Source organism: Streptomyces venetus, assembly GCF_039540295.1.
Lineage (GTDB): Bacteria > Actinomycetota > Actinomycetes > Streptomycetales > Streptomycetaceae > Streptomyces > Streptomyces venetus.
Window position 1 is genome coordinate 149,616 of record NZ_BAABET010000006.1, and the last position, 20,552, is coordinate 170,167.

Sequence of the window (20,552 nt, forward strand, 5' to 3'; positions counted from 1 at the left end):
TGCTCCGTGTGATCCGTCGGGAGGTGGTCAGATGCGCTCGACGATGGTCGCGACGCCCATGCCGCCGCCGACGCACAGCGTGGCGAGGCCGTAGCGCTTGTCCTGGCGCTCGAGTTCGTCGACGAGGGTGCCGAGGATCATCGCGCCGGTCGCGCCGAGGGGGTGGCCGAGGGCGATCGCGCCGCCGTTGACGTTGACCTTGTCCAGGGACAGGCCCATGTCCCGCGCGAAGCGCAGCACGACCGCCGCGAACGCCTCGTTGATCTCGACCAGGTCGATGTCGTCGATGGACAGTCCGGCCTTGGCGAGGGCCTTGCGAGTGGCCGGGGCGGGGCCGGTGAGCATGATGGTGGGCTCGGAGCCGGACACCGCGGCCGAGACGATCCGGGCCCGGGGCGTGAGCCCGTAGCGCTCGCCGACCTCCTTGGAGCCGATCGCGACGAGCGAGGCGCCGTCCACGATGCCGGAGGAGTTGCCCGCGTGGTGGACGTGGTCGATCTTCTCCACCCAGTGGTACTGCTGGAGGGCCACCGCGTCGAAGCCGCCGAGCTCGCCGATGTCCGCGAAGGACGGCTTCAGCCCCGCGAGGGAGTCGGCGGTGGTGCCGGGGCGCGGGTGCTCGTCGTGGTCGAGGACGACGAGGCCGCTGCGGTCCTTCACCGGCACGACGGACCGGTCGAAGCGCCCGTCCTTCCAGGCGGCCGCCGCCCGCTCCTGGGAGAGGGCCGCGTACTCGTCGACGTCGCGCCGCGAGAAGCCCTCGATGGTGGCGATGAGGTCGGCGCCGATGCCCTGCGGCACGAAGTTGACGTCGAGGTTGGTCATCGGGTCGTTGAACCAGGCCCCGCCGTCCGAGGCCATCGGCACCCGGGACATCGACTCGACGCCGCCCGCGAGGACCAGGTCCTCCCACCCGGAACGGACCTTGGCGGCGGCCAGGTTGACGGCCTCCAGGCCCGAGGCACAGAAGCGGTTCTCCTGGACACCGGCCACCGTGTCGGGCAACCCCGCGGCGATGGCCGCGATCCGGGCGATGTCGGACCCCTGGTCGCCGACCGGGCCGACGACGCCGAGCACGATGTCGTCGACGGCGGCGGGGTCCAGGCCGGGGAAGCGGGCGCGGATCTCGTGGATGAGCCCGACGACCAGGTCGATGGGCTTGGTGCCGTGCAGGGCGCCATTGGCCTTGCCGCGTCCGCGCGGGGTGCGGATCGCGTCGTACACGTACGCTTCGGTGCTCACGAGGAGGCCTTTCACTGAGGGTTTCGGGACGACGGGAGGAGCCCGGGGACGTCCCAGTCCCGGGCGACTTCCGCGGTGTCGGCGCCCGGCTGCGCCGGGCCGGTGCGGACGGAGGTCGGGGTCGCGGAGAAACGGGGGGCCGGGGCGGGCTGGGTGATGCCGCCGTGGTCGGTGAAGGTGCCGCGGGCGGCGAGATGCGGGTGGTGCGGGGCCTCGCGCAGTGACAGCACGGGCGCCACGCACGCGTCGGAGCCCTCGAAGAGGGCTGTCCACTCGTCCCGTGTCCGGGTCTTGAAGCGGATGGCGACCTGTTCGCGCAGCTCACCCCACTGGCTGACGTCCTTTCGGGCCTCGGCCCGGTCCTCGATGCCGAGGACGGCGAGGAACTCCGCGTAGAACCGCGACTCCAGCGCCCCGACGGCCATGTGCCGGCCGTCGGCCGTCTCGTACGTCCCGTAGTACGGGCAGCCGCCGTCCAGGAGGTTGGCGCCGCGGCGGTCCTGCCAGCCGCCGGCGGCGAGCATGCCGTGGATCATCGTGGCGAGGTGGGAGGCGCCGTCGACGATGGCGGCGTCCACGACCTGGCCGGTGCCCGTCGCCCGCGCGTGGTGCAGGGCGGCGAGGACGCCGACGACGAGGTAGAGGGAGCCGCCCGCGTAGTCGCCGAGCAGGTTGGCCGGGACCGCCGGCGGCTCGTCCGGCCGGCCGATCATGCCGAGGGTGCCGGTGGGGGCGATGTACGCGATGTCGTGGCCGGCGCGCTGGGCCAGCGGGCCGTCCTGGCCCCAGCCGGTCATCCGGCCGTAGACGAGACGCGGGTTGCGGGCGTGACAGTCCCCGGGGCCGACACCGAGGCGCTCGGCGACGCCGGGCCGGTAGCCCTCGACCAGGACGTCGGCCCGTGCGACCAGTTCGAGCACCCGGGCGGGGCCGTCCGGCGACTTCAGGTCGACGACCACCGAGCGCTTGTTGCGGTTGGTCACGTCGTACGCCGGGTCGATCGCGAGCCCGGGCCCGCCGGGCCGGTCCACGCGCACGACGTCGGCCCCGAGGTCGGCGAGCAGCATGGCGGCGAACGGGCCGGGTCCGATCCCGGCCAGTTCGACGACCCGCACGCCGGCGAGCGGACCGTGCCCTGGCGTCCTTGCCGTGGTCATCCAGCCCCCAGTGCTGTGACACAAGTGATGTAACACCAGTGATGCTAAGAACACGTTCCACTCGGCACAAGAGCTGCACGAGCAAGCGCTCAGCAATCTGCCGGACGAGGTCAGCCCCCGTCCAGTACCGCTATCAGCCGCTTGGGCGCGATCACCCGATAGCTCTCCTCCACCCACTCGCAGAGCACCTCGGCGGCCGGGGCGCCCTTGCCCTCCAGAGGGATGCCGACCCAGCCCGCCTTGCCCAGGCCGTACCCCGCGGGCTCGCCCCACGGGAACTCCTCGACCGCGTCCGGCAGCCCCAGCGCGAACTCGCGCGCTTTCTCCCACTTCTTCAGGGCATTCCTGGGCACGGCCATCGTCGTTCCTCCGGGCTCGTCGTCGGGCTCCGCACTCCTCACGCTAGCCTCGGCCACCGACAACGGCACGGGCTGAACGACCGAGGGGTGTCATGAGCGGGTTGAACAGGACGGACCGTCCGTACGACATCGTGCTTTTCGGAGCCACGAGTTTCGCCGGAGCGCTCACCGCGGAGTACCTGGCCGGCCACGCGCCCGAGGGGCTGCGCTGGGCGATCGCGGGCCGCAGCGCGGAGAAGCTGGAGCGGCTGCGGGAGCGGCTGCCGGCGGGCACGGAGGTCGGGGTGCTGCGGGCGGACGTCTCCGACCCCGCCTCGGTGCGCGCGCTGGCCGAGAGCGCGCGTGTGGTGGCCACGACGGTCGGCCCGTACGTGACGTACGGCGAGGAGCTCGTCGCCGCCTGCGCGGAGGCAGGGACCGACTACCTCGACCTCGCGGGTGAGCCCGAGTTCGTGGACCTCATGTACGTGCGGCACGACGCACGCGCGCGTGAGACCGGAGCGCGGCTGGTGCACGCCGCCGGGTTCGACTCGATCCCGCACGACCTCGGGGTGTACTTCACCGTGCGGCAGTTGCCGGAGGGCGTGCCGCTGACCGTGGACGGGTTCGTGACCGCCGACGCGGCCTTCTCGGGCGGCACGTTCGGCTCGGCCCTGAACCAGTTCGCGCGGCAGCGGGAGATGGCGGCGGCCGCGCGGGACCGGCGGCGCCACGAGCCGCGACTCGTGGGCCGGCGGGTGTCGGTGCCGGCGGCCGCGCCGCGGTTCGCCAAGGAGGTCGGCGCGTGGGCGCTGCCGATGCCGACCATCGACCCGCAGATCGTGCGGCGGTCGGCGTCGGCCCTGGACCGGTACGGGCCCGAGTTCCGCTACCGGCAGTACGCTGCCGTCCGGCGCCTGCCGGTCGCCGTGGGCGGGGTCGCGGCCGTGGGTGCCGTGGTCGCCGCGGCCCAGTTGCCGGCCGCGCGGCGCTGGTTGTCCGACCGGCTCAGGCCCGGGGACGGGCCGAGCCCCGAGAAGCGGGCGAAGAGCTGGTTCTCCCTGCGCTTCGTGGGCGAGGGCGGTGGCCGCCGGGTGTACACGGAGGTCTCGGGCGGCGATCCGGGGTACGACGAGACGGCGAAGATGCTCGCCGAGTCGGCGCTCTGCCTCGCCTTCGACGATCTCCCGAAGACGGCGGGTCAGGTCACGACGGCCGTGGCCATGGGCGACGCGCTGATCGACCGGCTGCGCGCGGCGGGCATCCGCTTCCGCGTCGCGTCGTCCCGCTGAAGGGGTATCGCGGGGCTCCGGCGCTGAACGAGCGCCGCCGGGTCAGGCACTGAACCGGCACCGGGGCGCTCCGGCGCTGAACCGGCACCGCCCGGGGTCAGGCCTAGAGCGGCCACTCGGCGATGGTGTAGATCATCCCGGCGATCCAAGCGAGCCCCGCCAGCACGGCGAGGATCAGCCCGATCGTGACGGCCCGCTCGACGGTCTGGGTCGGACTGGCAACAGGCTTGGTGGCGCGGTGCGTTGTCATGCGCCCCAGCCTGCCGACCCGGGCGGTGGCGGGCATCCGTACAGGTACTCAGAGCCGGTACTCAGATCGCGCGGCCCGTCCGGCGGCAGGCCGCTCCCCCGGTTTGAGACTTTCCCCGGCGCTGGGTGGGCAACAGCGCGAAAAGTGCCAACAAGGAGTTCAATGAAACCATTGAAGGCATGAAGTTCCTTCTCGAAGTCACCATGGACGACACGGCGTTGGCGAAGGATCCGGCGGGCGAGCTGGGCCGGATCCTCAGGTACTGGGGCGGCAACCTGCACCACTACCCACTCCGGCCCGGGGACGGGTCGGTCATCTGCGACTCGGAGTACCGCGAGGTGGGCCGCTGGCGGGTGGCCGAGCAGACGGAGTAGGCCGATCAGACGGAGTAGGTCTGCCGCAGCGCCTGCCGGCAGAGCGCGTCCGCCCTGCGTGTGGTCTCCGGGAGGCGGTACCGGGGGGTGAGCGCGAGGGTGTGGGCGCAGGCGCCGGCCAGGGTCACGCGGTGGCCGACGGAGACGAAGACCGGCTTGACGCCGTCGCGGGTGCGCAGGGCGCGTCCGACCTCCTCGGAGCCGGCGAGCAGCGCGGAGGTGCTGCCGCGCGGGGTGTCCGGCTCGTCGTGGGCGAAGGTGAAGGGGTTCTTGGCGACACCGATCGTGGGCAGGCCGGTGAGCACCCCGAGGTGGCTGGCGAGGCCGAAGCGGCGGGGGTGGGCGAGGCCGTAGCCGTCGCAGACCACCAGGCCGGGCGGGCACGGCAGGGCGTCGAGGGCGGCGAGGACCGTGGGGATCTCGCGGAAGGCGAGCAGCCCGGGCACGTACGGGAAGGAAACCCGGCCCACCGCCGTGGCCTCGGCGACCACGGCGAGACTCGACGCGTCCAAAACGACGGCCGCCGCGGCGACCACGTCCCGCTCGTCGTCGTAGGCGACGTCGACTCCCGTCACCCGGCCCGTCCCGGGCGGCGGCCCGGGTTCGTCGAGGATCACGCGGGCGCGCAGTTCGTCCTGCACGGCGCGGGCCTGTTCCTCGGTGGTGGGCCAGTCCTCGGGGGTGCGTACGGTCGTCATGGTGGGCATGAGCCTACGGGCTCAGCGAGGGCCGGCGGGGCCGGATGAGTCCCGCCGGCCCGCTGAGGCCCGGCCTCACTTGCCCAGCGCGCGCTGGAGCTGGCTCTTGTTCATGTTGGACCGGCCCTCGACGCCACGGCGCTTGGCCTCCTGGTAGAGCTGGTCGTAGGTGGGCCCCTGGGAGCCCTGGCCCGACCGCTGCCCCCCGCGCTTGCCGGAGGACATGTCCTGCGTGGAGGTGCGGCTCGCCGTCTTCGACTCGCCGGAGCGGGCGCGCTCCTTGTTCACCGTCCGTGAGGCGATCTCCTTGGCACGGCCGGTGCTCTCGCCCCGGTCCTGCGCGCTCTTCTTGATGTGCTCGTACTGACGCTCCCGCTTGGAGCTCGAACCGCGTGGCATGACCGCTCACTTCCTTTCACGACCAGTGAACGAGTACCCACACTGCCAACAATCAGCGCATACCGCTCGCTCAGTGCTCCAGGCGGGCAACCCGGCCCTTCTCCCCGGCGGCCCAGCAGCCGTGGCCGGGGGCGCAGTCGACGGTGTCGTAGGAGCCGGTGTCGACCGTGCGCCAGGTGCGGCCGCCGTCGGTGGTGAGGTCGGTGCCGGTGGGACCGACGGCGAGGGCGGTGGTGCGGCTGTGCGGGAGCCAGGCGACGCCGGAGCGGTAGGTGGGCGGGGGTGCGGTGGCGGGGCGCCAGGTCCGGCCGCCGTCGCCGGTGCGCGCCGCGGCGTCCGGTGAGGGCCGGCCGGGGTTGAAGTCGCCGCCGACGGCGAGACCATGGGTGCGGTCGCGGAAGGCGAGCGCGAAGACGCCGCGGGCCGGGTCGCCCGCCGGGAGGGGCGTGTCGGTGGCCGTCCAGGTGAGTCCCCGGTCGGCGGAGTGCAGCACCCGCGCGCGAGCGGCCCCGCCGGTGGCCAGCCAGACGTCCTTCGGTCCGGACGTGACCAGGCACTGGCCGCTCGCCGCGAATCCGGCCTCGCCCTCCTGCGCGGCCGGCATGCCCGCGTCCGGCAGCACCCTCCAGGAGCGGCCGCCGTCGCCGGTCGACAGGACGCGGAACCTGCCGTCCACCGGGTCGCTCATCGCCAGGCCGTGGCGGTGGTCGAAGAAGGCGAGGCAGTCGTAGAAGGCCTTCGGGTCGGTGTTGCGGAAGGACTCCGTCCAGGTCGCGCCGCCGTCGTCGGTGCGGTACACGCGGGACGCCTCGCCCTCGCCGATGGCCAGGACCACGGCACGGCGCGCGTCGAACGCCTCGACATCCCGGAACTGCAACTCCGCCGCGCCCGGGGGTGAGACGTCCCGCCAGCTCGACCCGCCGTCGGTGGTGCGCAGCACCGTGCCGCCGGTCCCGGCGAGCCAGGCGGTGTTCCGGCTGACGGCGGCGAGCCCGCGGAACCGTACGTCCGGGGTGCCGGTGTCCTTGAGCTCCCAGTGCGGCGCCCGGTGCTCCGGCCCCCGCGCCTGGGCGGGTACGGCGGCCTGCGCGGCCAGTGCGACCAGTGCCGCCGCGCACGCCACCACCGTGGTCACCCGGTGCTGTGTCCGTCCCGTACGTCGCGTGCTCCCCAAGCGCCTCATGGCCGGCGAAGCTAGCCCACCGCCCGGGTGCCGTCCAGACGGCCTCACGCGTGTTCCGGGTGTTCCCGCGGTCGCCACAAGTGCCCTGCGGAACACCCGAGGAGAGTCACGTCACTCCCGTGCATGAACGCGGTGACAGAGGTCACTCGCAATTCGTGTGCACGGATTGGCTGATTCCGTCGTCTCTTCCAGTGCTCGGGTCTCATACGCCCGGAAGTCCGTCCAGCCGTCACAAGGGAGCAAGGCGTTGTCCATCGTCATCGAGCAGCCCGTGGAGGCCCGACTCGTCGCCGCCGCGCCGCGTATGCCGAGCATTCCCGCGACGCTGCACTACGACCGACGTGATCCGTTCGCCGTCCGCATGACCTTCCCCGCCCCGGCCACGCTGGAGGGCGTCGAGGTCTGCTGGACGTTCTCGCGCGAGCTGCTCGCCGCGGGCCTGAACCATGCCGAGGGGCACGGCGACGTGCGGGTCCGGCCGTACGGGTACGACCGCACGGTGCTGGAGTTCCACGCCCCCGAGGGCACCGCCGTCGTGCACGTCCGCTCGAGTGAGGTGCGCCGGTTCCTGGAAGCCACGAGCGAGCTCGTGCCGGTCGGTCTGGAGCACCTCCAGCTGGACCTGGACCACGACCTGGCGGAACTGATGCGGGACGCGGCTTGAGCCGGCTGCCCTGAGCGAAGCGTGCGTCGGCCGTCCGCTCAGGGCAGGTCGGCCACGCCGGGGGCTCTGGCTCATTAATTGCGTTGACACGCTCCGGGCCCCCTCATACGGTCTACAGCGTCCTGTTGCCGTCGATTGGAGAAGGACGTTGCTCGTCTGAGGTCCTGAGACACCGCGTCGCCCACATCAGGTGGGTGTGCGCCGCGTGCGACCTCGGCGTCCGAGCCGTCCTCCGGTACAGGGCTTCTCTCCTGCACACGAAGTGCCCGTGACGTGCCCCTGGAGCCTCTCCTCCCTGGTCGCAGGTGTCTCGATACGCGTTTGCCCCTGGCCGCATCGAGCAACCGCGAAAGAGGCCCGCATGCCTGCTTCCATCACCGTCACGTCCCTCTCCTTCACCTGGCCCGACGGCTCCCCCGTCTTCGAGGGCCTCGACGTCGCCTTCGGCCCGGGCCGGACCGGTCTGGTCGGTGTCAACGGGTCGGGGAAATCGACCCTGTTGAAGCTGATCGCCGGTGAGCTCGCACCGGCCGACGGCACCGTCCGCGTGGCCGGCGAGGTCGGCTACCTCCCGCAGAACGTCACGCTCGACACCACCCTGCGCGTCGACGAGGCACTCGGCATCGCCGGCCGGCGGGCCGCGCTGCACGCCATCGAGGCCGGGGACGTGTCCGAGGCGCACTTCGAGACCGTCGGCGACGACTGGGACGTGGAGGAGCGCGCCCTGGCGACCCTCGGCGAACTCGGCCTCGGGCACGTCCAGCTGGACCGCACCATCGGCGAGGTGTCGGGCGGCGAGTCGGTCCTGCTGCGGCTGGCCGCGCTGCTGCTGCGCCGCCCCGACGTGCTGCTGCTGGACGAGCCGACCAACAACCTCGACCTGTACGCGCGCAGGCGGCTGTACACGGCCGTGCAGTCCTGGCCGGGTGTCATGGTCGTCGTCAGCCACGACCGGGAGCTGCTGGAACTCGTCGACCAGATCGCCGACCTGCGCGGAGTGAATCCTGCGGCGCGCAGCGCCTCGGTTGAGGGTGGTGGTGGGCGACGGGTGGGCGAGATCACCTGGTACGGCGGCAACTACTCCACCTACGAGGAGGCCCTCGCGATCGAGCAGGAGGCGGCCGAGCGCATGGTGCGCGTCGCCGAGTCCGACTTCCGCAAACAGAAACGCGAACTGACCGACGCCCAGGTCAAACTGGCCCGCCGCAAGCGTTACGGGCAGAAGATGTGGGACCAGAAGCGCGAGCCGAAGATCGTCATGGGCGCGCGCAAACGTGCGGCACAGGAGTCCGCGGGCAAGCACCGCATCATGCACGAGGAGAAGCTCGCCGAGGCCAAGGAGCGGCTCGACGAGGCGGTGGAGGCGGTACGGGACGACGACGAGATCCGGGTCGACCTGCCCTACACGGCCGTGCCGCCGGGGCGTACCGTCCTCACCCTCCAGGATCTCCGGCTCCGCTACGGCACCCGGGTGAAGGGCGGCTTCGAGTTGCGCGGCCCCGAGCGGGTCGCGCTGATCGGGCGCAACGGCGCGGGCAAGACGACGCTGCTGCGCACGATCACCGGGGAGCTCGAAGCGGAGTCGGGCGAGGTGACGGCGCACGTCCCGCTGCGGTTCCTGCCGCAGCGGCTCGACGTGCTGGACGGGGAGCGGACCGTCGCCGAGAACGTGGCCCGGTTCGCTCCGGGCGCCACCAACAACCGGGTGCGGGCGCGGCTGGCCCGCTTCCTGTTCCGGGGCGCCCGGGCCGACCAGAAGGCGGCGACGCTGTCCGGTGGGGAACGCTTCCGGGCGGCGCTGGCCGCGCTGATGCTGGCGGAGCCCGCGCCGCAGCTGCTCATGCTGGACGAGCCGACCAACAACCTCGACATGGCGAGCGTGCGGCAGCTGACCACGGCCCTGGAGTCGTACGAGGGAGCGCTGATCGTGGCCAGTCACGACCTGCCGTTCCTGGAGTCCGTCGGCATCACGCGCTGGCTGCTGCTGGAGGAGGGAGAACTCAGGGAAATCACGCCAGAGGCTGTCGGGTTTCCCTCCTAGCTTCAGTGGCATGACCGACTTCACGCACGATGTCATCACCCTGACCGGAGCCCGCGAGAACAACCTGAAGGACGTCACCCTGCGCATCCCGAAAGGCCGGCTGACCGTGTTCACCGGCGTTTCGGGGTCGGGGAAGTCGTCCGTCGTCTTCGACACGATCGCGGTGGAGTCGCAGCGCCAGCTGAACGAGACGTTCCCGTGGTTCGTCCGCAACCGGCTGCCCAAGTACGAACGGCCGCACGCGGACCGACTGGAGGACCTCTCCCCCGCGATCGTCGTCGACCAGCGGCCGGTCGGCGGCCACTCCCGGTCCACCGTCGGCACCATGACGGACGTCTACTCGGTGATCCGGGTGCTGTTCTCCCGGCACGGCACCCCGAGCGCCGGGTCGGCGACGGCCTACTCGTTCAACGACCCGGCGGGCATGTGCCCCGAGTGCGACGGTCTCGGCCGGGCGGTGCGGCCCGACTGGGACCGCATCCTGGACCCGGACCGCTCCCTCGCCGGCGGGGCGGTCCGCTTCCCGCCGTTCGCGGCCGGGACCTGGCAGGGGCAGGCGTACACCAACAGCGCCGAGCTCGATCCGGACAAGCCGGTGGGGCGGTTCACCGCCGCCGAACGGGAGTTCCTGATGCGTGGGCGGCCCGGCAGCAAGGTCACCGTCAACGGCAGCGGCGGCACCTGGTCCACCGACTACGAGGGGCTGGCCGACCGTTTCGAGCGGCTGTATCTGAAGCGGGACCTGTCGGCCATGAGCCAGAAGACCCGCGACCTGGTCCGGGAGTTCCTGGTGGAGGACGTCTGCCCGGCCTGCCGGGGAGCCCGGCTGAGCGCGGCGGCGCTCGCGACCCGGATCGACGGCCGGTCGATCGCCGACTGCGCGCGGATGCAGATCACCGACCTCATCGCCGTGCTGAAGGAGATCGACGACCCGGTGGCCGGGCCCGTCGCGGGGGCCGCGGTGGCCGCGCTGGAGCGCATCGAGGCGATCGGGCTCGGCTACCTCAGCCTCGACCGGGAGACCGCCACGCTCAGCGGCGGGGAGGGGCAGCGGCTGAAGACCGTGCGGCACCTCGGCTCCAGCCTCAGCGGGATGACGTACATCTTCGACGAGCCGAGTGTCGGTCTGCACCCGCGGGACGTGGGCCGGCTCGGTGACCTGCTGCTGCGGCTGCGCGACAAGGGCAACACGGTGCTGGTGGTCGAGCACGACCCGGACGTCATCGCGCTGGCCGACCATGTCGTCGACATGGGACCTGGGGCCGGAGCCGAGGGCGGCACGGTGGTGTTCGAGGGGACGCCGGGCGAGCTGGCCGCGTCGGGCACGCTCACCGGGCGGTGCCTGCGCCGCCGTACGGCGGTCAAGGACGAGGTGCGGCGGGCCACCGGCGAACTGTGGGTCAAGGGTGCGGGCCGGTACAACCTGCGGAACGTGACCGTACGGTTCCCGGCCGGGGTGCTCACGGCCGTCACCGGGGTGGCGGGGTCCGGGAAGAGCACGCTGGTCGGGGAGTTCGCCGCCGCGCACCCGGGCGCCGTGGTGGTCGACCAGTCGTCGATCGGGATCTCGGCCCGGTCCACCCCGGCGACGTACCTGGGGATCATGGACGCGGTGCGGCGGATCTTCGCCCGCGGGACGGGAGCCGCGGCGGGCCTGTTCAGCTTCAACTCCGGCGGTGCCTGCGGCACCTGCGAGGGCCGGGGGATCATCTACACCGACCTCGCCTTCATGGACCCGGTGACGACGACCTGCCACGACTGCGAGGGGCGGCGCTTCAAGGAGGAGGTGCTGCGGCTGACCGTGGGCGGCCGGTCCATCGCCGACGTCCTGGAGATGACGGCCGAGCAGGCCCTCGGCTTCTTCGACGACACGGGCGTACGGCGCCGGCTGCGCGCGCTGCGGGACGTCGGACTGACGTATCTGACCCTCGGGCAGCCCCTCTCCACACTCTCCGGCGGTGAGCGGCAGCGCATCAAGCTGGCCACGCGGCTGCACCGGACGGGCGTGGTCTACGTCCTCGACGAACCGACGACCGGACTGCACATGGCGGATGTGGACGGGCTGGTCTCCCTGCTGGACCGGCTGGTCGACACGGGCAACACGGTCGTCGTCGTGGAGCACAACCTGGACGTGGTCGCCCGGGCGGACTGGGTGATCGACCTCGGCCCGGACGGCGGCCGGAACGGCGGCGAGATCGTCTTCGAGGGGACGCCGCGCGGACTCCTGGAAGCGGCGGGATCGTTCACCGGGGAGCACCTGAGGCGGGCGCTGGGCTCGGCGGTAGCTCCTCCCGGGGCCGTCGCGCCGGCGTGACGGGCCGTCGCCCGTCCAGGTGTGTGCGGTGGCCCCGGTCCCGCCCGGCCAGAGCGGCCGACCGGCCGCGGCATGGGCGCGCTCGGGTCGGACGACGTCAGGCGCGGCCGGGGGGTGGGTCGGGGCCGTGTCGGGGGTGTCCGTCCTCGGAACGGCGCGACCAAGTCGCCTACCGGCTGACTGGCGTCATACGCGCCGCCCGCTGCGGGCGGACACCCCCCGACACGGCCCCTTACGCGCGACTCCCGGGCCGAGGCGGGCGGGACCCGGCTGGAGCCCTGCCCGGGCCGAGACGAAACCGAAGCCACGCCGGAGGCGAGGAGGGCCGGGCCGGAGTGGGGGCGGTGGGCGGCCGTCTCGGGGCCCGGGGGTGTCCTCTCCTGGGATCGCCCTGCATGATGGGCGGCTGACGCCCGATGGGTTCCGGTCGACCCCGGAGGTTTCGTCGGTGCGGTCCAGACACGTCCCATCCGATACGGAGTCACGCTCGTGCCCAGCAAGAAGGCCCTCGTCCGCCGCCCCAGCCCGCGCCTCGCCGAGGGGCTGGTGACACACATCGAGCGCGAGAAGGTCGACGCCGACCTCGCGGTCGAGCAGTGGGAGGCGTACGTGGAGGCACTGCGCACGCACGGCTGGGAGACCATCGAGGTGGACCCGGCCGACGACTGCCCGGACTCCGTGTTCGTCGAGGACACGGTCGTGATGTACAAGAACGTCGCGCTGATCTCGCGCCCGGGCGCCGGCTCGCGGCGCGCGGAGACCGCCGGGGTCGAGGAGGCCGTGGCCGGGCTGGGCTGTTCCGTGAACTGGATCTGGGAGCCGGGCACGCTGGAGGGCGGCGACGTGCTGAAGATCGGCGACACGGTGTACGTGGGGCGCGGTGGCCGCACCAACGCCGCCGGCGTACGGCAGCTGCGGGCCGCGTTCGAGCCGCTGGGCGCGCGGGTCGTCTCCGTGCCGGTGAGCAAGGTGCTGCACCTGAAGTCGGCGGTCACCGCCCTGCCGGACGGGACGGTCATCGGGCACATCCCCAAGATGGACGTGCCGTCGCTGTTCGCGCGCTTCCTGCCGGTGCCGGAGGAGGCCGGGTCTCACGTGGTGCTGCTCGGCGGTGACAAGCTGCTGATGGCGGCCAGCGCTCCGAAGACCGCCGAGCTGTTCAAGGACCTCGGGTACGAACCGGTCGTCGTGGACATCAGCGAGTTCGAGAAGCTTGAGGGATGTGTGACGTGCCTCTCGGTGCGGCTGCGGGAGCTGTACGCCTGACCGGGTGGACATAGCGCCCCGGTCGGCCCTCGACCTGCGTGTCCGGGAGTCGCGCCGCCGTACCGGCGACCCCCGCTGATCAGCGGCCTTTACAGCGCCCTTAACCTACGGACTCGTAACCTACGGCAACGTAGCCTACGATGCCGTAGGTTTCCGCTTACCGCTCGTACGTATGTCCCCTGGAGAGTCCATGACGATCACCACTCCCCACCTCGGCAGCCCCGCCGGCGCCTGGACCGACGCCCAGCTGCTGTACGCACTGGAGGAAGTGGTCGAGAAGGAACTCAACCGGCATCTGCAGGTCGCCAAGGACTGGATGCCTCACGAGTATGTGCCGTGGAGCGACGGACGCAACTTCCCCGGCCTCTTCGAGGACGGCGAGGCCTGGGAGAAGGAGCAGTCCAAGGTCACGGAGATCGGCCGCATCGCGCTCGTCGTCAACCTGCTGACCGAGGACAACCTGCCCAGCTACCACCACGAGATCGCCTCGCTGTTCGGCCGTGACGGCGCCTGGGGCACCTGGGTGCACCGCTGGACGGCGGAGGAGGGCCGGCACGGCATCGTGATGCGGGACTACCTGCTCACCTCGCGCGCCGTCGACCCGGACAAGCTGGAACAGTTCCGCATGTCGCACATGAGCGAGGGCTTCGAGTCGGACAACCGCCACTCGATGCTGCACTCGATCGCCTACGTCGCGTTCCAGGAGCTGGCCACGCGCATCTCGCACCGCAACACCGGCCACCAGTCCGGCGACCCGGTCTGCGACCGCATGCTGGCCCGGATCGCGACCGACGAGAACCTGCACATGGTCTTCTACCGGAACCTGCTGAAGGCGGCGTTCCAGCTCGCCCCCGACCTGACCATGCAGGCGGTCCGGGACGTGGTCGTGAACTTCCGGATGCCCGGTCACGGCATCCCCGGTTTCGAGCGGGCCGCCGCGCAGATGGCGATCGGCGAGGTCTACAACCTGCGCATCCACCACGACGACGTGCTCCAGCCCGTGCTGCGCTTCCTGAAGATCATGGAGATCGACGGCCTGGGCGCGGAGGGCCGCAAGGCGCAGGAGGAGCTCGGCCTGTACCTGGGGGGCCTGGACTCCGAGGCGTCGAAGTTCGACGAGAAGCTGGCCGCCCGCAAGGCCCGGATGGCGGCCCGGGCCGGCGCCTGACCGCGTACCGGCCCCCACGGCCCGGCGACCGTGAGGCTCCGACCGCCACGAGCGGCCGGGGCCTCACGGCGTTCCGGGTGGTCAGCGCGAGGTCCGGCGCAGCTCCAGACGTTCCTTCTCCGACAGGCCGCCCCAGACACCGAAGCGCTCGTCGTTGCTCAGCGCGTAGTCGAGGCAGGCCGCCTGGATCGGGCACATTCCGCAGATCCGCTTCGCCTCCCGTACCGAACTGCCCGGCTCGGGGAAGAAGAAGTCCGCCCCGGTCTGCGCGCACAACGCTTCCTGCTGCCAGGCGAGTTCGGGCGAGGTGATCGTGTCGATGTGCATGGCCAGCAGCGTCGCGGTCAGCGAAAAACGTTCGATCAACGCGGGATCAACGCGCGTCCACCGGCCCCGGCCGTCTCGATGGTGGCCTGCCGGGCAAGGCGACGCACGGCGGCGCGCGGGATCACGGGAAACCCGCCGCCGGCGCTCCGGCGGCGGCTGTCAGTGGGCGGTGCGAGACTCGGCAGAGAGACGACGGGACTCTCTACGAGGAGGGCCACGATGCTCACCACCCGTTATGTCACCGGCGCTCCGAACTGGATCGATCTCGGCACCCCCGACATCGACGGCGCCGCCGCCTTCTACGGGGAGCTGTTCGGCTGGCGGTTCCAGCCGGGCGGCCCCGAGGTCGGGGGATACGGTCTCTTCCAGCTCGGCGGCAGGACCGCGGCCGGCGGCATGCAGACTACGCCGGAGCAGGGCCCGCCCTCCTGGACCGCCTACTTCCAGACCTCGGACGTGGACGCCACGGCGAAAGCGGCCGAGCAGGCGCGCGGCTCGGTGCTGATGCAGCCCATGGACGTGCGGGACCTGGGCCGCATGGCGATCCTCGCCGACCGGGCGGGGGTGCGCTTCGGCCTGTGGCAGCCCGGCCGCAACAAGGGCCTGGAGGTCGTCCAGGAGCACGGCTCGCTGTGCTGGCTGGAGCTGTACACGGCGGACGTCCCCGCGGCTGCCGCCTTCTACCACTCCGTACTCGGCCTGGAGACCTTCCCACTCGACTTCCCCGGCGGCACCTACACCACCTTCGTCCCCGCCGGAGAGAGCGAGGACGCCATGTTCGGCGGTGTCGTACCACTGGCCGACGACCCGGGCGAGGAGGAGGCGTACTGGCTGCCGTACTTCGAGGTCACCGACCCGGACGCCATCGTCGCCAGGACCCGGGAGCTGGGCGGCGCGATCCGTATGCCCGCCACCGACCTGCCGGGCGCCGGCCGCCTGGCCAAGCTCGCCGACCCCCACGGGGCACGCTTCGCGGTGATCCGCAGCGAGCCGCGAGCGGACTGAGGCACTACGCCGACGACCGACGTACCAGCGTCGTGGGCAGGACCACGCTGGAGGGTGTGCCGCCGACGCCCTGGGCGTCGTCCGCGTGCGGGGTCCCGCGGTCGAGGCTGCGGAGCAGCAGGCGGGCCATGAGGCGGCCCATCTCCTCGATGTCCTGACGGACCGTCGTGAGGGGCGGGTCGGCCTGTTCCGCCAGGGGCAGCATGTCGTCGAAGCCGATCACGGCCACGTCGTCGGGCACCCGGCGGCCCGACTCGCGCAGGACGCGCAGTGCGCCGGAGGCCGTGAGGTCGTTGGCCGCGAACACCGCGTCCAGGTCCGGGCAGCGGCCGAGGAGTTCCCGCATGGCCCGCTCGCCCCCGGCGGGCGTGAAGTCGGCCTCGGCGATCAGGCGCGGGTCGGCGTCCACCATGACGTCCCGGTAGCCGTCGAGCCGGTCCACCGCGGAGGTCTGGTCGAGTGCGCCGGTGATGTGCGCGATACGGGTGCGGCCGAGGCCGGCGAGGTGGCGGACGGCGTCGCGCGCGCCGCCTCGGTTGTCGCTGTCGACGTACACCACCGCGCGCCGGTCACCGCTCCAGCCCGGCCGTCCGCCGAAGACCGTGGGGACACCGGCCCGCTGGACCAGCTCCGGCAGCGGGTCGTGGAGGTGCAGCGAGAAGACCAGGGCCCCGTCGACATGCCCGCCCGCGAGGTACCGGCCGACCCGGGCGTGATCGTCCCGGCCCTCCGTGAGCAGCAGGACGAGCTGGTTGTCGTGGGCGGTGAGCTCCTTGCTGATGCCCCGCAGCTGGAGCGCGAAGAACGGGTCGGCGAACACCCGGGTCTCGGGTTCGGCGACGACGACCGCGACCGCGTCGTGCCGCCGGGTCACCAGGCTGCGGGCGGCCTGGTTGGGCACGTACCCGAGCTCCTCGACCGCCTTGCGGACCCGCTCGACGAGGACGTCCCTGACCCCGTCCCCGCCGTTGACCACGCGTGACACGGTGGCCCGCGAGACACCGGCCCGGGCGGCCACGGCCTCCAGGGTGGGACGCGGCGCTGTGTCGGTCACTTCGGGGCTCCTCACCTGCGGATGCGGATCAGGATAGCCCCGGGTGCCCCGCGTGGTGAGAGCGCTCTCGTGCGCCTCTGGTGGCACCCTGCCCCAGGCGCCCGTCAGTGCTCGTGGCCTCCCGCCGGCGGCTGCTCCCCGTGCTCGTGCGGGTCGTACCCGGGGATCGTCCCGTCCGGCTTCTTCACCAGGAACAGCCCGACCATCCCCATGTCGGAGTGGCTCTGCACGTGGCAGTGGTACATCCAGGCGCCCGCCCCGACCCCCTCCCCCGCGATCACCTGGAAGCCGAACGAGTCGGCCGGGCCCGTGATCTTGTTGTCGATGACCTGACTGGGGTCGTCGGGGCCGGTCAGCATGCCGGTGCGGTTGTCCGCCCAGCGGTGACCGTGCATGTGGAACGTGTGGTAGAACTCGCCGTGCGTGATCACGACGAACTCGACCCGGTCGCCCACCGTGGCCTCGAAGTCCGGCCCGGAGTGCGGCGGCCGGTTGTTGATGCGCATGTCGTTGAAGACGACGGTGTGCGTGCGGTCGGGCAGGACGTCGCCCTTGCGGCGGACGATCACCGGGCCGTACAGGCCCTTCTGGAGCCCCTGCGTGCCGTGTTCCGTGCCGACGACGTGGTCGTGGTAGTGCCAGTAGCCCGCGCTGCCCGCCCGCCAGGTGCCGTCCTTGCGGCGGCCCGGGGCGTGGGTGCGCCAGGTGTAGGTGCGGGTGCCGCCCGGCTCGACGTGACTGCGGTTCAGTTTCGTGCCGTCGCTGGTGATCTCGTAGTCCAGGCCGTGGACGTGCAGGCTCACCGCCACGTCCATGGTGTTCTCGAACTCGATGTGCAGCGTGTCGCCTTCGTTGAGCTCGATCAGCGGGCCGGGGATGCTCGCCTTGCCCTTCTCCAGGCCGTACCCCATCTGCCCGTCGGGGAGCTTCTCGGCGTAGAGCTTGATGCGCTTCACCTCGCCTCCGGCGGGTGCCGTCTTCGCCGGTCCGTCGGCGCTGATGGCCTCCGGTGCCACGGACAACGATGTCGCGACGGCCGCGCCGCCCAGCAGCACGCGCCGGTTGAAGCTGCGTCTGTCCATGCGGAACTCCCCACCCTGATAAGGCTTTTACGGAGGCGTACCTGTGATGAACCTGTGCGACGGTACCGGCCACGCTGTCGTTTATCCACACTCAAGACAAAGTTGGGGTCATCCCGGTCATAGGTATTGGCGAGCCGCGCAAAGGGGTTTAGCTTCCTTGGCGGTGTTGCTGTGACCGAGGAGGTGCCCATGCACTTACGAGGGTTGAGCAAGGGAAGACGCGTCTGGGCGGTCTCCGTGACCGCCGGAGTCGTGACCGCCGGACTGCTGTCGGGGCCCGCCGCGAACGCGCGGCCGGATCCGGAACCCCCGCTGACAACGATGTCGATCAAGTCGCCGCCGGGTGGCGCGAACGTACGGGTGCTGATCTTCCACGGTTCCGCGGCGGCCGGGGAGGAGTCGCCGGTCGTGAACGCCGGGATCGAGGCCATCGAGAAGATCGGGCTGTCGGGCCCGGAGAACCGCCGCTTCAAGGTGCAGGCCACCGACGACGCCTCGGTGTTCACCGACGAGACGCGGCTCGGCCGCTTCAACGCGGTCGTGTTCCTGACCGGCGGGGGCGACGTCCTCGACGCGGAGCAGGAGGCCGGTCTCGAGGCGTACATGGAGGCCGGCGGCGGCTTCGTCGGCATCCATGACGCGGCGCGCGCGGAGCCGTACTCGGACTGGTTCACCGGGCTGGTGGGCGCCCGTCCCGCCGCGGCGGGTCCTGCGGCCGTGCAGCGGGCGACCGTGGAGGTCGGCGACCGCCGCCATCCGGCGACCAAGGACCTGCCGGTGCAGTGGAAACGCCCGGACAAGTGGCTGAACTGGGTGAAGAACCCCTCGGGTGACGTCCATACCGTGGCCCGGGTCAGGGAGTCGACCTACCAGCCGGGGGCGGGCTCCAACGGCTGGGACCACCCGGTCAGCTGGTGCCGGGACTACGACGGCGGCCGGTCCTTCTACACCGGTATGGGCGGCACGGTGTCGTCGTACGACGAGACCGACTTCCGGGACCATCTGCGCGGTGCGCTGATGTGGACGACCCGGCTGGAGCAGGCCGACTGCAAGGCGACCATCAACGCCAACTACACGGCGGAGCGGCTGACCAAGCCCAACCAGCCGGGGCAGAACGACCAGATCGGCGAGCCGCACGGACTGGTCACCGCGCCCGACGGCCGGGTGTTCTACATCGGCCGGGGCGGTGCCGACTCCTCGCAGCCCGTCGTCACCGACTGGAACGACCCCGACATCGGCAAGGGCAAGGGCGAGATCCACGTCTACGACCCGAAGACCAAGCAGGTGACGCTGGCGGGCGCGCTCACCGTCTTCGGCAACAAGGGCGGCGGCGACGAGCTGGTCAAGGTCGAGGAGGGGCTGCTCGGCATCGAGCTGGACCCGAAGTTCGAGCAGAACGGCTGGGTCTATCTGCACTACACGCCCCACGCGCAGATCAACCGCGACACGCGGATGGCCGAGCGGCGCGTCTCCCGCTTCACGCTCGACCGGGCCACGAACAAGCTGGACCTGTCCAGCGAGAAGGTGCTGCTGAAGTGGCCGGTGCAGATCCACAGTTGCTGCCACTCGGGCGGCGGGCTGGCCTGGGACTCCAAGGGCAATCTGTACATCGCCACCGGCGACAACAACTCCAGCGGGTTCAGCGGCGGTTACTCGGGCAACAACCCGCAGCCCAACTACAAGGGCGTGTCCTTCGCCGACGCGCGCCGCACCGCCGGCAACACCAACAACCTCAACGGCAAGATCCTGCGCATCCACCCGGAGCCGGACGGGACCTACACGCTCCCTGAGGGCAACCTCTTCACCGGGAAGGAGACCGACGAGGGCGGCGGCAAGACGCGCGGCGAGATCTACGTGATGGGCGTACGGAACCCGGCACGCATCTTCGTCGACAAGTCGACCGACGTGCTGTACGCCGGCTGGGTCGGTCCGGACGCGAGCGCGCCCTCGACGACCTGGGGTCCGGCCAAGTACGACACGTTCGCCGCCATCACCAAGGCGGGCAACCGGGGCTGGCCGTACTGCATGGGCGACAAGCAGCCCTACCGGGACCGCAATCTGCCCGACCCGTCCAAGCCGCTGGGCTGGTACGACTGCGACCACCCGAAGAACGAGTCGCCGAACAACGACGGTCTGGTCGACCTGCCGCCGGTCACCGGCAACAACATCTGGTACTCGCCGCAGGGCGGTGCGCCGGACTACCCGCGGGACGCGAACGGTGTCCCGTCGTACAAGCCGGAGGAGGCGACCTACCGGCTGCCCTGGCTGAAGGGCGGCGGCCAGGCCGCGATGAACGGGCCGGTCTACCGGTACGGCACGGCCGCGGCCGACAGTGCCGTGAAGTGGCCGGCGTACTGGGACGGCAAGTGGTTCGTCGGTGACTTCTACGACGCCGAGCAGCCGCGCAACGCCGTGCTCATGGACCCGAAGACGCAAGGGGACGGAGGTCTGCCGGTGCACTCGGAGTCGCTGAAGAAGATCGTGCCCATCGGCAACGACGGCATCAAGAACCTCATGGACTGGAAGTTCGGGCCGGACGGCGCGCTGTACGTCCTCGACTACGGCCGCGGCTTCTTCACCTCGGACTCCAAGTCGGCGCTGTGGCGGGTCACCTACAAGGGCGGCGGGCCGACCCCGGCCGCCGGTCAGCTGGCGAGGGGGACCGAGTGACCCGGCACGCAAGGATCTGGGCCGCCGT

19 protein-coding genes are annotated in these 20,552 nt (G+C 71.6%); 9 read left to right on the forward strand and 10 right to left on the reverse strand.

Annotated elements, in window-relative coordinates:
* Window positions 1-27: 27 nt before the first annotated feature.
* From ABEA82_RS20780 to ABEA82_RS20790, 3 genes are all read right to left on the reverse strand, one after another.
* Window positions 28-1,242, reverse strand: coding sequence for an acetyl-CoA C-acetyltransferase (locus ABEA82_RS20780; protein WP_345663074.1), 1,215 nt, complete (start codon window positions 1,240-1,242; stop codon window positions 28-30).
* An 11-nt stretch (window positions 1,243-1,253) separates the two neighbouring features.
* Entirely contained in the window at window positions 1,254-2,399 is a 1,146-nt protein-coding gene (locus ABEA82_RS20785; protein WP_345663075.1) for a CaiB/BaiF CoA transferase family protein, read from the reverse strand.
* 110 nt (window positions 2,400-2,509) lie between these two features.
* Window positions 2,510-2,758, reverse strand: coding sequence for an MmcQ/YjbR family DNA-binding protein (locus ABEA82_RS20790; protein WP_345663076.1), 249 nt, complete (start codon window positions 2,756-2,758; stop codon window positions 2,510-2,512).
* 92 nt (window positions 2,759-2,850) lie between these two features.
* Between ABEA82_RS20790 and ABEA82_RS20795 the strand changes: the two genes are divergently transcribed.
* Complete coding sequence (locus ABEA82_RS20795; protein ID WP_345663077.1) at window positions 2,851-4,029, forward strand: saccharopine dehydrogenase family protein; 1,179 nt, start codon at window positions 2,851-2,853, stop codon at window positions 4,027-4,029.
* Window positions 4,030-4,132: 103 nt separating this feature from the next.
* On the opposite strand, the gene mmpA is transcribed toward ABEA82_RS20795, so the two are convergent.
* The gene (mmpA, locus tag ABEA82_RS20800; protein WP_345663078.1) at window positions 4,133-4,279 is read right to left on the reverse strand and encodes a morphogenic membrane protein MmpA; all 147 of its coding nucleotides are present in this window, start codon (window positions 4,277-4,279) and stop codon (window positions 4,133-4,135) included.
* A 179-nt stretch (window positions 4,280-4,458) separates the two neighbouring features.
* On the opposite strand from mmpA, the gene ABEA82_RS20805 reads away from it, so the two are divergent.
* Window positions 4,459-4,653, forward strand: a complete 195-nt coding sequence (locus tag ABEA82_RS20805) for a hypothetical protein (RefSeq protein ID WP_345663079.1) — start codon at window positions 4,459-4,461, stop codon at window positions 4,651-4,653.
* 5 nt (window positions 4,654-4,658) lie between these two features.
* Here the strand turns inward: ABEA82_RS20805 and ABEA82_RS20810 are convergent, their stop codons facing one another.
* The 3 genes from ABEA82_RS20810 to ABEA82_RS20820 form a co-directional block, all read right to left on the reverse strand.
* Complete coding sequence (locus ABEA82_RS20810) at window positions 4,659-5,351, reverse strand: endonuclease V (protein WP_345663080.1); 693 nt, start codon at window positions 5,349-5,351, stop codon at window positions 4,659-4,661.
* Between the two features lie 75 nt (window positions 5,352-5,426).
* A complete protein-coding gene (locus tag ABEA82_RS20815) occupies window positions 5,427-5,750 on the reverse strand; it encodes a plasmid stabilization protein (RefSeq protein ID WP_345663081.1) in 324 nt (107 codons plus the stop codon).
* Between the two features lie 70 nt (window positions 5,751-5,820).
* Window positions 5,821-6,933, reverse strand: coding sequence for a WD40/YVTN/BNR-like repeat-containing protein (locus ABEA82_RS20820; protein ID WP_425588542.1), 1,113 nt, complete (start codon window positions 6,931-6,933; stop codon window positions 5,821-5,823).
* A 247-nt stretch (window positions 6,934-7,180) separates the two neighbouring features.
* Here ABEA82_RS20820 and ssgD point away from each other — a divergent pair, with 247 nt between their 5' ends.
* The 5 genes from ssgD (at window position 7,181) to ABEA82_RS20845 (ending at window position 14,386) form a co-directional block, all read left to right on the forward strand.
* Window positions 7,181-7,597: a spore wall synthesis regulator SsgD gene (ssgD, locus tag ABEA82_RS20825; RefSeq protein ID WP_345663082.1), complete on the forward strand. Its 417-nt coding sequence runs from the start codon at window positions 7,181-7,183 to the stop codon at window positions 7,595-7,597.
* Window positions 7,598-7,958: 361 nt separating this feature from the next.
* Window positions 7,959-9,638, forward strand: a complete 1,680-nt coding sequence (locus tag ABEA82_RS20830) for an ABC-F family ATP-binding cassette domain-containing protein (RefSeq protein ID WP_345663083.1) — start codon at window positions 7,959-7,961, stop codon at window positions 9,636-9,638.
* A 10-nt stretch (window positions 9,639-9,648) separates the two neighbouring features.
* Window positions 9,649-11,952, forward strand: a complete 2,304-nt coding sequence (locus ABEA82_RS20835; protein ID WP_345663084.1) for an ATP-binding cassette domain-containing protein — start codon at window positions 9,649-9,651, stop codon at window positions 11,950-11,952.
* A 489-nt stretch (window positions 11,953-12,441) separates the two neighbouring features.
* Window positions 12,442-13,218 carry a dimethylargininase gene (gene ddaH / locus ABEA82_RS20840; protein WP_345663085.1) on the forward strand — a complete coding sequence of 259 codons (777 nt, stop codon included), beginning with the start codon at window positions 12,442-12,444 and terminating at the stop codon, window positions 13,216-13,218.
* A gap of 190 nt (window positions 13,219-13,408) precedes the next feature.
* Window positions 13,409-14,386 (forward strand): acyl-ACP desaturase, encoded by a 978-nt coding sequence (locus ABEA82_RS20845; RefSeq protein WP_345663087.1) that lies wholly within the window; start codon window positions 13,409-13,411, stop codon window positions 14,384-14,386.
* An 81-nt stretch (window positions 14,387-14,467) separates the two neighbouring features.
* Here the strand turns inward: ABEA82_RS20845 and ABEA82_RS20850 are convergent, their stop codons facing one another.
* Window positions 14,468-14,713 (reverse strand): WhiB family transcriptional regulator, encoded by a 246-nt coding sequence (locus ABEA82_RS20850; RefSeq protein WP_052310490.1) that lies wholly within the window; start codon window positions 14,711-14,713, stop codon window positions 14,468-14,470.
* Between the two features lie 219 nt (window positions 14,714-14,932).
* On the opposite strand from ABEA82_RS20850, the gene ABEA82_RS20855 reads away from it, so the two are divergent.
* On the forward strand, window positions 14,933-15,718 hold the full coding sequence (locus ABEA82_RS20855) for a VOC family protein (protein ID WP_345663089.1): 786 nt from the start codon (window positions 14,933-14,935) through the stop codon (window positions 15,716-15,718).
* A gap of 4 nt (window positions 15,719-15,722) precedes the next feature.
* Here the strand turns inward: ABEA82_RS20855 and ABEA82_RS20860 are convergent, their stop codons facing one another.
* Together ABEA82_RS20860 and ABEA82_RS20865 are read right to left on the reverse strand one after the other, a co-directional pair.
* Window positions 15,723-16,772, reverse strand: a complete 1,050-nt coding sequence (locus ABEA82_RS20860) for a LacI family DNA-binding transcriptional regulator (RefSeq protein ID WP_345663090.1) — start codon at window positions 16,770-16,772, stop codon at window positions 15,723-15,725.
* A 104-nt stretch (window positions 16,773-16,876) separates the two neighbouring features.
* On the reverse strand, window positions 16,877-17,854 hold the full coding sequence (locus ABEA82_RS20865) for a multicopper oxidase domain-containing protein (protein ID WP_345663091.1): 978 nt from the start codon (window positions 17,852-17,854) through the stop codon (window positions 16,877-16,879).
* 189 nt (window positions 17,855-18,043) lie between these two features.
* On the opposite strand from ABEA82_RS20865, the gene ABEA82_RS20870 reads away from it, so the two are divergent.
* Entirely contained in the window at window positions 18,044-20,524 is a 2,481-nt protein-coding gene (locus ABEA82_RS20870; RefSeq protein ID WP_345663092.1) for a ThuA domain-containing protein, read from the forward strand.
* The last annotated feature ends 28 nt before the right edge of the window (window positions 20,525-20,552 follow it).